Here is a 12,331-nt window from a genome sequence, read left to right on the forward strand (position 1 = left end):
CCCACACGGACCCCGTATGTGGACAGACTTCACAACTTTCGCCGTTGTCCACATAGCGAAGGTCCCGGGTACTTGCTGTCGGACCCGGCTGGAATACTGAAACCATGTCCCAGGAGCCAAACACCGCAGAAATCACCAGCACCCGCCAGGAAGCCCTGCAGGTCCTCCGGGAGCTTGTCGGCAACCCGGAAGCAGGATTCCACGACGGCCAGTACGAGGCCATCGAGGCGCTCGTTGACGCCGGCCGCCGGGCTCTGGTGGTGCAGCGCACCGGCTGGGGAAAATCGGCCGTCTACTTCGTGTCCTCCCTGCTGCTGCGGCGGCGGGGGAGCGGGCCCACCCTCATCGTGTCGCCCCTGTTGGCGCTGATGCGGGACCAAGTGGCAGCGGCGGCCCGCGCCGGTGTCCGGGCGGTGGCGATCAACTCGGCCAACCAGCTGGATTGGGACACCGTGCACGCGCAGCTCGCGGCCGATGAAGTCGACGTGCTGCTGGTCTCGCCCGAACGCCTCACCAACCCCACGTTCCGGGAGAACCAGCTGCCGGAACTGATCCGCCGCACGGGTCTTCTGGTGATCGATGAAGCACACTGCATCTCCGACTGGGGGCATGACTTCCGGCCCGACTACCGGCGCATCGCGGACCTGATCGGCCGCCTGCCGGGCACCGTCCCGGTCCTTGCGACCACGGCCACGGCAAACTCGCGCGTGGTCCACGACATCGAGGAACAGCTTGGCGCCGGGGTGCTCACCATCCGCGGTTCCCTAGGGCGGGAATCGTTGCGGCTCGGCGTACTGAACCTGGCCAATTCACGGGACCGGCTCGGTTGGTTGCTGACGCACCTGTCGGACATGCCCGGCAGCGGCATCATCTACGCCCTGACCGTCTCCGCCGCCGAGGACACCGCAAGGCTCCTGGCGGGGGCCGGCCATGAGGTCCTCGCCTACACCGGGCGCACGGACCCTGCGGACAGGGAGCGGGCGGAACAGCGCCTCAAGGACAACCAAGTCAAGGCGCTCGTTGCCACTTCGGCGCTCGGCATGGGCTTCGACAAGGCGGACCTCGGCTTCGTGATCCACCTCGGCGCACCGTCCTCCCCGGTGGCGTACTACCAGCAGGTTGGCCGAGCCGGCCGTGGTGCCGCGAACGCGGACGTCCTGCTGCTTCCAGGCCAGGAGGACCGGGATATCTGGCAGTACTTTGCCACCGCCTCCATGCCTTCCGAGGAAAAGGCTGCGGCCGTGCTTCAGGTGCTGGGGGAGGCCAGGACCGCGCTGTCCACGGTTGCCCTCGAGGCCCGTGTCGATCTGCGCCGCACACCCCTGGAGCTCCTGTTGAAGGTCCTTTCCGTGGACGGGGCAGTGGAACGGGTCGGCGGCGGTTGGCGGGCCACCGGGCAACCGTGGTTCTACGATGCCGAACGCTACGCCCGGATTGCCGAGGCCAGGGTCGATGAACAGGACTCGATGATCATCTACGAGGACACTGCAGGCTGCCGGATGGAGTACATCACCGCCGTCCTGGACGACGATTCGGCGCGCCCGTGCGGCCGCTGCGACAACTGTGCGGGGCGCTGGTTCCCGTCGGACATCGCGGCAGAAGCGGCCGACGCCGCGGGCCGGACGCTCAGCCGCGCAGGCGTTGCCGTTGAAGCGCGCCTGCAGTGGCCCAGTGGCATGGACCGCCTGGGCGTGGCCGTGAAGGGCAGGATCAAGGCGGGGGAAACCGTCGCGGAAGGCCGAGCCTTGGCCCGCCTGAGCGACCTTGGCTGGGGAGGTGCCCTGCGGGAACTGTTCGCGGCGGGGGCCGCGGACCGCGGGGTGGATCCGGCCATGCTGCAGGCCTGCGTCCAGGTGCTGAAGGAATGGGCCACAGGGAGCGCTGGCCAAGGCAGCTGGAGTGGCCAGGAGCGTCCGGCCGCCGTCGTCAGCCTGCCTTCGCGCAGCAAGCCGTTGCTCGTGGACTCCCTGGCCCGGGGAATCGCCGGCATAGGACGGATGCCCTACCTCGGTTCCCTGCAGCTTCAGCACGGCGGACCCACCGGCGGCCGGGGAGGCAACAGCGCCTACCGCCTGGCCGGAGTCTGGGACCGCCTGGTGGTAGGCCCGGAGCTCGCGGAGGCACTTGCCCCGCTGGCCGGACGAAGCGTCCTGCTGGTTGACGACCTGGTGGACAGCCGGTGGAGTGTGACGGTTGCCGGCCGTGCCCTCCGGCAGGCCGGGGCAGGAGCGGTGCTGCCGCTCGTCCTCGCCCAAGCGGGCTGACGGGGCGCGGGCGGGCTGACGGGGCGCGCTAGACAAGACCCCCGGGTACGCAAAAGGCCCCGGTCCAGGACCGGGGCCAAACGCGGAGACGGGGGGATTTGAACCCCCGGTCGAGTTTAACCCCGACCCTTCATTAGCAGTGAAGTCCATTCGGCCGCTCTGGCACGTCTCCAATTGCTATTGCTAGCCCACCAAGGATACGCAGAACACGGCGTACAGCGCAAAACGGCCGGTTCCTGCGGCTACGGCGCCCGGAGACCGTCGCCGGACGGTCTCCGGCACCTTAGCCGCGGACGCCGTTCACGCTGCTTTCGGCGGTACCTGCTGTGAGGGCGCGCCACAGGAAACTGCTGGCTTCGGGCCTGCAGTGCCGCGGCCTGCCGGTTGTCCGAAGCTCCTGCGTGGCCGCCCTCCAGGGTTTCGTGGAACCAGACATTCGGGATGCCCATCGCCTGCATCCGTGCAGCCATCTTGCGGGCCTGGACCGGGCCGACGCGGTCGTCGGAGGTGGAGGTCCAGATGAACGTCTCGGGGTAGTCCACGCCGTCGTGCAGCAGATGGTACGGGGAGAAGGTCCGGATGAACTCCCACTGCTCCGGGATGTCCGGGTCTCCGTACTCGGCGATCCACGAGTATCCGGCGGAAAGCTTGGTGTAACGGCGCATGTCCAGCAGGGGCACACCGCAGGAAACCGCAGCAAAAAGTTCCGGGTACCGGGTCAGCATGTTACCCACCAGCAGCCCGCCGTTGGAGCCTCCCGCGCAGCCCAGCCGTTCATGGCTGGTCACCCCACGTGAAATCAGGTCCTGCGCCACGGCCGCGAAGTCCTCGTAGGCGCGGTGCCGCTTTTCCTGCAGGGCCGCCCGGTGCCAGGCCGGGCCGTACTCCCCGCCGCCGCGGATGTTCGCCACCACGTACACGCCGCCCCGGGCTTTGCCCGCGACGGCCCCACTGCGCCGCTCCAGCCAGGACCGGCCGATCGCCCCGCTGTAAGCCGGTGTACGGGAAACCTCGAAGCCGCCGTAACCGGACAGCTGGGTGGGATTGCCGCCGTCGAGCACCAAATCCCTGGACGCAATCTGGAAGTATGGCACTCTGGTGCCGTCCGCGGACACCGCGAAATGCTGTTGCACTTCGTAGTCGCCGTCGTTGAAGAACGACGGCGAAGACTTCACGACCGCGTGCGTGCTGGCGACGGCGATGCCCTCCGCAGCCGTGAGGGTGCCGCGCATCAGGGTCGTGGGAGTGGTGAAACCGGTGGCCACGAGCCAGAAGTCGTTGCCTGCGCCTTCGCTTTCGTCTTCGTCATCCACCGCGTAGGCGTTGACATCGTGCAGCGGCGGGCAAGCATCCAGCGGCGCCATGGCCCAACCTCCGGCTGCCACCGTGCCGTCGAAGCCGTCGCCGGCGCCTTCGAAGGCGCCGGGTTCGCCGGCCGTGTGCCGGCCCGTCGCGGGCGGACGAGAGGGGTCGAGCACCAGGATCTGCGAGGAGACGTCGCTGAGCAGGTTCAGGACCAGGAAGTCCCGGGTCCAGCTCCAGGATTGCAGGGAGGTGCGCTCGTCCGGGGTGAACAGCACGGTGAAATCCCTGGCGCCATCCAGGTAGTCCTCCAGATCCGCGGCGAGCAGGCAACCGGCCGGGAAGACCGTGTCCGCGGGCAATCCGCCGTCCACCGAAGCGCCGGCAACGGCCCAGTCCTGGCGGGGACGGAACAGCAGCCACTGGCGGTGGGTGCTGATGTTGACGTCGGTGGGAACCTCGATTTCCAGCCACCCGCCGTCGCGCTGCAGGTAGGTGCGCTGGTTGAAGAAGTCGATCCAGTCCACCGCGAAGGTGCGCTCGAAACCCGGGGTGGAGTCGTGGGCCACGAGGGCCATCATGTGTTCTTCCGGGATCTCGAAGAGCCGTTCGGCCTGGTCCAGGCTCTGGCCTCGGGACAGCTTCACGCCCGTGCGGGCGTAGGAGGAACTGGTCTTGGGCAGCTCGCCGGCCGTGCTTGCCACCAGCAGGGTGTCGGCATCGAGCCAGCTGATGTTGCCCTTGGCCACCGGAAGGTCGAAGCCGCCCTCGGCGGGGTCCACGAAACGGCGCTGCTCGACGTCGAACTCGCGGTAGCGGTTGGCGTCCCCGCCGTCGGGCGAGAGCGACACCATGGCGAGCTTGTAGGGCTGGCCCTCGGCGGGGCGCAGGAACGAAGCCCCGTGGAAGACCCACTCTTCGTCTTCCGCGGCCGCAAGCGCGTCAATGTCCAGCAACACGTCCCATTCGGGGTCGTCGCTAAGGTAGCTTTCCCAGGTGGTGCGCCGCCACAGGCCCTTGGGATTCAGCTTGTCGCGCCAGAAGTTGTAATAGTGCCCGCCGCGCTTGGTCACCATGGCGATCCGGTCCGTGGAATCCAGCACCTCCAGGATCCCGGCCTCCAGGGTGGCAAAGTCCTCGTCTTCGAGCAGTTCCTCGGTACGGGCGTTCTGTTCCCGGACCCAGGCCAGCTGATCCTCGCCGTGGATCTCCTCAAGCCAGATGTTCTCGTCAACAGGCTCCGGGGCAATGGTCCTGGCGGCCCCCGCGTCCTTGTCCGGCTCCGTGCCCTCGTTCGACCCGGTTTCAGGGCTTTGCCCAGCTGTTGTGGTGGTCATGGCCCCATCCTAGGGTGCCCTGCTGACGGGGAAGCAAGCCACGGTGAAAGTAAGCTTGGGCGGTGGGCAATTCGCAGAAAACCAAAGTGGCATTGATCGGTGCAGGGCCTCGCGGCACCAGTGTCCTGGAGCGTTTGTTCGCGAACTGGGCGGCTTCGGCGCCGGCCGGGCACACCCTGCAGATCGACGTCGTTGACCCGTACCCGGCGGGCCCCGGACGGGTCTGGCAGCCCGGGCAGTCGCGCCTGTACCTGATGAACACGCAGTCGTTCTATCCCACCCTCATTCCCGAGGACGCCTCACTTGCTGCCCCGCTGGCGGGCGGCACCTTCGAGCAGTGGCGGGCCCGCCGCCGGGACCACGGCCATGGCCTCAGCAGTGAGGAACAGTCCGAACTCGCGGCGCTCGGCTCCGGTGACTTTCCCAGCCGCGCGATCTACGGGCGGTACCTCAGCGAAACGCTGGACGCGCTCCTGGAACGCAAGCCCGACGGCGTCGGGCTCACCTTCCACCGCAACGCCGCCGTTTCGGTACGGAAAGATCCGGACGGGACGTCCGCGTTCGACGTCGAACTTGACTCCGGCACACACCTGGCCGCCGACGCGGTGGTCCTGGCCCTCGGGCACCTGGAAGCGCAGCTGAACGCCGAACAGCGCTCCTTCGCCGGCGCCGCTGCCGGGCTGGGACTGCTGTACCTGCCGCCGGCGGCACCGGCCGACGTCGACTGGTCCCGGGTGCCGGACCGCGAACCCGTGCTGGTCCGCGGCATGGGACTGAACTTCTTCGACGTCATGGTGCAGCTGAGCGTGGGCCGCGGAGGACGGTTCGAGCCGGCAGGTGAGGGGCCGGGAACGCTGAAGTACCTGCCGTCCGGACGGGAACCGATCATCATCGCCGCCTCCAGGCGCGGCACCCCGTACCGGGCCAAGGCCGGGCTGGACGGCTACTACCCGAAATCCATCCGGCTGCGCTACCTGAACGAGCGCGCCGTGGCCCGCTTCACCGCGGCCGGGATCCAGCCCGGATTCGAGCACGACCTCTGGCCCCTGCTGCACCGGGATACCCTTTGGGCCTACTACTCCACGCTCGCAGCCGCCCAAGCGGCCGCGGTCAGCGACACCGAGGAGTTCCTCGCCGCGCTCGAGGATGCCCTGCAGCCGCACGCCCACGCCGCCGGCAGTTGGGAGAAACGGGTCGACGAGCTGGTGACCAAGCACGTGGCGGCGTCGCGCCGCCTGGACCTGCCGGGCCTCGCTGCACCCCTTGCCGGGCGGTCCTTTGCCGGACGGCGGGAGCTGGACGCCGCCGTCGTCGAATACCTCGACGACGACGCGCGGCGCTCCGCCCTAGGCGAAACAGACCCCATGAAGATGGCGATCGGTGCCCTGCATACCGGCCGGGCCGTGCTGAAGAGCGTGGTGGCCGACGGCGGCATCACCGATGAGTCCTGGCTTGGCGAATTGCGTGGCTGGTTCGAGTCCTTCGTCGAAGGGCTGGCCAGCGGGCCACCCGCCCTGCGGGTGGAGCAGTTGGCAGCCCTGGCGCGGGCCGGCGTCGTCAGCTTCACCGGCCCCGATCCGCGCTTCAGTGTCGACCGCGCGCAACGGCTTTTTTCAGCGTCGTCCCCTTGGGTGGGCGGGCCTCCTGCCACGGCGAGGACCCTTGTGGAAGCGCTGGCCCCCGCCAACCGGGTGGGCACAACGGCGTCCCCGCTCATGCGGCAGCTGCTGGCCGAAGGCCTGGTGCGGCCAAAGGTCATGCTGGGCGCCGAAGGCAGCCCCGTGCAGGCCACCGGCCTGGACGTGGAGCCGCATCCGTACCGTGCCGTGGGCGCCAACGGATCGGTGACCAAGGGCATGTATGTGCTGGGCCTGCAGTTGTCCGCCAACCAGTGGGGCACGGCCATCGCCGCCGAAGCCGTGCCCGTGGACGGCCCGGCCTACCGCAGCGGACAGCGGACCTTGCGCGACGCCGACGAAATCGCCCGGGCCATCCTGGGGCTCTGAGCTCCACAGCCGGAAGGGACATGCCCTCCCCTCGCCCTGAGGAATGGACATAATGCCAATATGTCCATTCTTCGGCCTCAGGGGAGGGCATGCTCAGCGGCTGTGCTAGGCGGGCCTTAACCCTTCAGGCACTTCTGGTATTCGAGCCACGCGATTGCGTACCGGATCCAGCCGATGACGTCGTACCACTTGGTGGGTGGAACCGGGGCCGTGCACTTGGGCGGCAGCGGCGTGGCCACCTGCACCGCGGCCTTCACCACGGTTCCGGACTCGACGGCGGTCAGCACCAGCGTGCCCGTGCCCGCGGCGGCTGCTGCCGGGACTTTCAGGTTCACAGCAGCGGCGCCGGAGTTCACCGGCACCGAACCGAGCTGGGTGGCCACTCCCTTGGCATCGGTGAACACCGCCGTGAGCGACTTGTTCACGGGGCTGCCGAGGGAGGTCAGGTCCAACTTGGAAACCGCCAGCGTGATCGCCTCGCCGCCCTTGACCTCGGCAGAGGTGCTGTTGACCACGGCCACCGAACGGCGGGCGAAGTCCGGCGAGGCGGGCTTGTGGGCCTGCAGGTACTTGATCCAGGCATCCCGGTCCACCAAGCCGCTGTCCCTGGTGTTGGCGCCCTCCTTGAAAATGCGGAAGTTGTCGCCGCCGCTGGCCAGGAAGCTGAAGGTGCCGATCCGGTAGGACTTCGCCGGGTCAATCAGCTCGCCGCCGACCCGGATTGAGGTGACCCGGTCACCTGCCGGCCGGGCGGCGTCGTAGGTGTAGTTCACGTTCCTGGACAGGCCCAGCTGCAGGTACGGGCGGCTCGGCACCGTGCCGTCGGGGTTGCTCTGCCACTGCTGTTCCAGGAGGGTCTTGAACTGGGCACCCGTGAGCGACGTGGTCCAGAGGTTGTTCACGAAAGGCAGCACCGCATTGGCCTCGGCGTAGGTGATGGTCCCGTCCGGCGCGTAGTACAGCTCGTTGCGCAGGCCGCCGGGATTCACGACGCCGATCTCGGCGCCGCCCAGCTCCGGCGCCTTGAGCGCGTCCACCAGGGAGTCCGCCACGAGGTTGCCCAGCGTGGATTCGCTCGCGCGGTCGTCCCGCTTCGGCGCGCCGCCCGCGGGGTCCGCGGTGAACGCCGTCGTGATATCCGCGGTGACCGCGCCCACCGGCTGGTTCCCGACGGCGGCGGCCTCGGCCAGTGCCTTGTCGACGATCGCCTTCACCTGGGCCACCCGCGGGTACGTTCCGGAGAGGTCCGTGGTGATGCGCTTGACGTTGGCTGCGGTGTACGCCGTGACGGCCTTGCTGGCCGTGTCCACGGTGAGGGTGATGCGGCCGATGTTCTCGCCGTAGTTGCCGGTCTGGACAATCGGGCGGGTCCTGGCGGTGGGCTGGCCGTTGGCGTCGTACACCGGGGCGTCCCAGGCGTATTCCTTGTGGGTGTGGCCGGTGAAGATCGCGGCCACGTCCGGGCTGGTTTCCTTGACCAGCTTCGCGAAGGGGCCGCCGGCGGCGACTTCCTGCTCCAGGGTGGCGCCGTCCGGCGTCCCTGCACTGGCGCCGTCGTGGTTTTCGACGACGATCACGTCGGCGAGCTTCTCCGCCTGAATCTTCGCGGCAACCCGGTTGATGGCGTCGACCGGATCCCCGAAGTCCAGTTCGGTGATGCCGGAGGGGGTCACCAGGGTGGGCACTTCCTGGGTGACCGTGCCGATCACGGCCACCTTGATCCCGCTCATGTCCAGCACGGTGTACTCGGGCAGCGCCGGCGTGGTGGTGCCCTTCTGATAGACATTGGCGCCGAGCACCGGGAACTTCGCGTTGGCACCGCCGGCGATGACGCGGTCGCGCAGATCCGCCCAGCCGCCGTCGAACTCGTGGTTGCCCGCCGCGGAGGCTTTCAGTTCAAGGGCGTTCAGCACATCGATGGTGGGCTGGTCCTTGGCGATGGCGGAGGCGAACAGGGAGGCGCCGATGTTGTCGCCCGCTGAGAGGAACGCGGTGCTGCCGGGGGCGGCTGCCGCGCGGAGCTGTTCGATGGTGCTGGCGAACAGGACCGTGTTGCCGTCAATGCGTCCGTGGAAGTCGTTGATGCCCAGGAACTGCAGGTCAACGCTCTCCGGGGTTTCCGTGACGGGCAGGTTCAGCCCCACCAGCACGGGGTCGTGGTCGCTGGCCCGGAATTCGTCCGCCACGTAGTAGTTGCCCACGTTGCTGTTATAGCGGCTGTATTCCAAGGCGACCGACTCCACGGAGTTGATGTTCCAGATGTCCGTGCCGGTCACTGTGGCCTTGGCAGCCGGTGAGGCGAGGATGTGGTCCAGGGACCCGACCATGCCGCCGAACAGGTAGGAGTGCTTGCCGGTGCCGGCCTCGAGGTCGGTGTAGCCGGCCTCGCTGAGGACCCGGATGGGGTCTTCCTGGGAGTAGGCGTTGAAGTCGCCGATCAGGAACACCTTGTCCGTGCCCTTGGACTCCTGCAGTTCGTTGGAGAAAGCAAGCAAGGACTGGGCCTGCTTGGTACGGGCCAGGTTGGATGCGCCCTGGCCCTTGTCGGTGTCGTCCGGGGTCGCGGCGGAGCCCTTGGACTTGAAATGGTTCACGATCGCGATGAACTTCTTGTCATCCCCGGCGCCGACCGGCTTGAACACCTGGGCGAGCGGCTTGCGGGCACTGGCGAAGGCCACGGTGTCGTTGTGGATGATCGATTCGCCGAGCGGTTCGGCGCTGGCTTTCTTGTAGATGAAGGCGGTGCGGATCATGTCTTCGTCGCTCAGCGGCGGTGCGTTGGCGGGAGTCCGTACGTAGTCCCACACGCCCGGCGTCTTGACGTCGAGGGCTTGGACCAGCTTGGCCAGGGCGTCGTCCCGGTCCTTGCCGAACTGGGCGGAGTTCTCGATTTCTTCGAGGGACACGACGTCGGCGCCGGCCTTGGTGATGGCGGCGACGATCTTGGCCTGCTGGCGCTCGAAGTTCTCCGCGTTGGCGGCGCCCCGGGCGTTGCAGCCGTCCTTGACCGTGATGGGGTTACCGTCCCGGTCCGTGTAGTAGTTGCAGCCGGTGAGCTGGTCGCCGGTGGTGGGGAAGTAGTTCAGCACGTTGAAGGACGCGATTTTCAGGTTTCCGCCCACATCGGCCGGGCCGGCAGGGCGGCTGGCGGCGAAGGACGCCGGCTGGACCGTTTCGGCAGTTGCAGGGGTGAGCTGCGAGAGCGGCTGGAACTTCCACGAGTTGTTGCCGTAGCCCAGGATGACGTTGGTGCGGAAGGTCGTGGCCGAACCGACCCGGACGGGGTCGCTGCCGCTGAGGTAGGGCAACGGCAGGGCCTTCGTGGTGGCGTCCTTGAGGAAGTTGGTGGAGGCGCCGTCGTCGAGCTTGATGCCGCGCAGGGCGTTATCGGCTACGACGGCGGCGTTCTCCGGGGTACCGTAGGCGGCCACCGCGTTCGGCTGGACCAGGGGAGTGGTTCCGGCCGCGAGGCCGATTTCGCCGTACTGGTTGAGGGCATAGTTGTCCGTGACGGTGTACGCGCCCTGCGGGGCAACGAGCATTCCTTCGTAGCGCTCGCGGGTGGCGTCGTCGGCGGGCAGCGCGAAGTTGCTGGGCTTCACCTCGGGCGCGGCTTCGGCCAGCACCTTCAGCCCGGCGGCCTCGACGGTGAGCTGGGTCTGGTTGGCGAACTCACTGACCGCGCCGGTGAGTTCCAGGTAGTCGCCGGCATGCACGGACGCCGCCGTCGCCGGTGAATAGACGAACAGGGCGTCCGACGCCGTCCTGGCCGCCGGATCCGTGTCCCCGCCGCTGCCGGGCGTTTGGACGTAGTAGCCGTTGAAGCCGCCTGTGGCGTACACGGCGGTGACCTTGCCGCGGGTGCTGACGGTGCTGCCGGCCAGCGGGCTCGCGGCTCCGGTGCCCTGGATTTCGGCGATGGTCCTGGCGCCTGGCTCGACCGGCGGTGTGGTGACGGTGCCCGAGGCGGTCGGAGTGATGGCGGCGCTGAGCGCGAGATCGGCGGAGTTGTTGTTGCTGTCCGCGCCGTTGCTGCGATTCAGGCTCTTGACGTCGGTGTTCCCCGCCGGTGCGGCGGCAGCGGCGGTTTCAAAGGTGTTCGAGGTGCCGTAGCCGAGGAGGTCGGCCACGGCAGGGTTCCCGGTGACCGATCCCACGGGCAGGGGATTCACTGCCGTTGCCTGCTTGGCCAGGACGATGGTTCCGCTGGTGCCTGCAGGATTGAAGGTGCCGGACCCGTCGACATCGGCGGCCGGCAGTTCCGGGGCCGTGGAGCTCGCGTTGTTGCTGGCTCCCTTGATGAGGAAGTGGCCCTTGGCCGGGATGCTTCCGGACAGGGAAGTGATCCCGCTGGGTGCTGAGGTGCCGGTTCCAGAGCGGTACTGCAGGGACCAGCCGCCAAGGTTCACGGCGGCATCGCTGTTGTTGTAGAGCTCCACGAACTTGTTCCTGAATGCGGCTCCGGTACTTCCGCCGCTGAGGTAAGCCTCGTTGATGACGATGCCGGGGGCGGCGGGTACTTCTGCTGCCGCGGGTAAGGCGGTTAGCGGCGCCGCCAGCAAGGCTGCCGACAGCGCCGATCCGGCCAGGAACTTCCAGTGTTTGCTATGCATCCGTTCTGACTTTCTCTCGAGAACCGATCGGGTTCAGGGCACACCGTGCGCCGCGTTGTGCCTGGCGACGGTGATCGGACCGTACAGGGGTAGGACTAGTTGATGCTGGGACTTCCGGATGGCATCCCGCGCTCGAACTTTACCGGGAGTAAAGAATCGTTCGTGGCATTCGAGCAGCACAAAATGAACCCGGGGTTGCCGGCCGGTGGCTCGGCGATGCTACTTCCTGGATCCCCTCAGGGTTCCCTTGCTCTGGGCGCCTTCGGGTTTGCCGACCAGACAGAGGATCTCGCGGTCACCGGAATGCCAGCTGAGGGCCGTGGGCTGGAAGTAGCGATACTCGAGGGTGGATTCCTCGTAGCTTTTGCCGATGAAGGCCGTGAATTCGCCGAAGCAGAAATCGTCTGCTTCCTCGCTCACGGCGTCTGCCCCTGGGTAGGTGGCATCCCTCATTTTCGTAGCGGCGAAGGCTTCGAGTTCGTGTTCCTGGCCACACGGAATGACCGTCACGTCTCCGACGACACCTTCCGTTTTCCCGGAAATGCAGTCGCCTACCCTCAGTTTGAGTACGTCTGCCTTTGAGGATTCGGTGGGACGACCGGATTCGTCCCTGCGCGCGTCGCCGCTGCGGATCAGGCTGCATCCCGCCAAGGCCAGGGAAACAGCCACCAGAAGGGCCGCAACTCCTCCGGCGCGCCGTGAAAGTGACAACATCAGGTCCCCCATCCTTCGTTGGATCGGGGAAACCGGGTTCCCGGCATGCCCGCGATCATTGAGTTGTGGGGGACCCGGAGGTTGTGCCGGCTGAT

Annotated in this window: 5 protein-coding genes and 1 tRNA gene; 2 read left to right on the forward strand and 4 right to left on the reverse strand. The window is 67.7% G+C overall.

What is annotated here, in order from left to right; translation table 11 throughout:
- The first annotated feature begins 104 nt into the window (after positions 1-104).
- Entirely contained in the window at positions 105-2,264 is a 2,160-nt protein-coding gene (locus ACZ9CK_RS02395; RefSeq protein WP_476049133.1) for a RecQ family ATP-dependent DNA helicase, read from the forward strand.
- A gap of 83 nt (positions 2,265-2,347) precedes the next feature.
- On the opposite strand, the gene ACZ9CK_RS02400 is transcribed toward ACZ9CK_RS02395, so the two are convergent.
- Together ACZ9CK_RS02400 and ACZ9CK_RS02405 are read right to left on the reverse strand one after the other, a co-directional pair.
- Positions 2,348-2,436, reverse strand: a tRNA-Ser gene (locus tag ACZ9CK_RS02400).
- Between the two features lie 70 nt (positions 2,437-2,506).
- Positions 2,507-4,903, reverse strand: a complete 2,397-nt coding sequence (locus ACZ9CK_RS02405; protein ID WP_476049134.1) for a prolyl oligopeptidase family serine peptidase — start codon at positions 4,901-4,903, stop codon at positions 2,507-2,509.
- A gap of 62 nt (positions 4,904-4,965) precedes the next feature.
- Between ACZ9CK_RS02405 and ACZ9CK_RS02410 the strand changes: the two genes are divergently transcribed.
- Positions 4,966-6,909, forward strand: coding sequence for an FAD/NAD(P)-binding protein (locus tag ACZ9CK_RS02410; RefSeq protein ID WP_476049135.1), 1,944 nt, complete (start codon positions 4,966-4,968; stop codon positions 6,907-6,909).
- 116 nt (positions 6,910-7,025) lie between these two features.
- Here the strand turns inward: ACZ9CK_RS02410 and ACZ9CK_RS02415 are convergent, their stop codons facing one another.
- Together ACZ9CK_RS02415 and ACZ9CK_RS02420 are read right to left on the reverse strand one after the other, a co-directional pair.
- Complete coding sequence (locus tag ACZ9CK_RS02415; protein WP_476049136.1) at positions 7,026-11,522, reverse strand: ExeM/NucH family extracellular endonuclease; 4,497 nt, start codon at positions 11,520-11,522, stop codon at positions 7,026-7,028.
- Positions 11,523-11,741: 219 nt separating this feature from the next.
- A complete protein-coding gene (locus tag ACZ9CK_RS02420; protein WP_476049137.1) occupies positions 11,742-12,236 on the reverse strand; it encodes a septum formation family protein in 495 nt (164 codons plus the stop codon).
- Between the last annotated feature and the right edge of the window lie 95 nt (positions 12,237-12,331).

The organism is Arthrobacter sp. TE26545 (assembly GCF_056279005.1).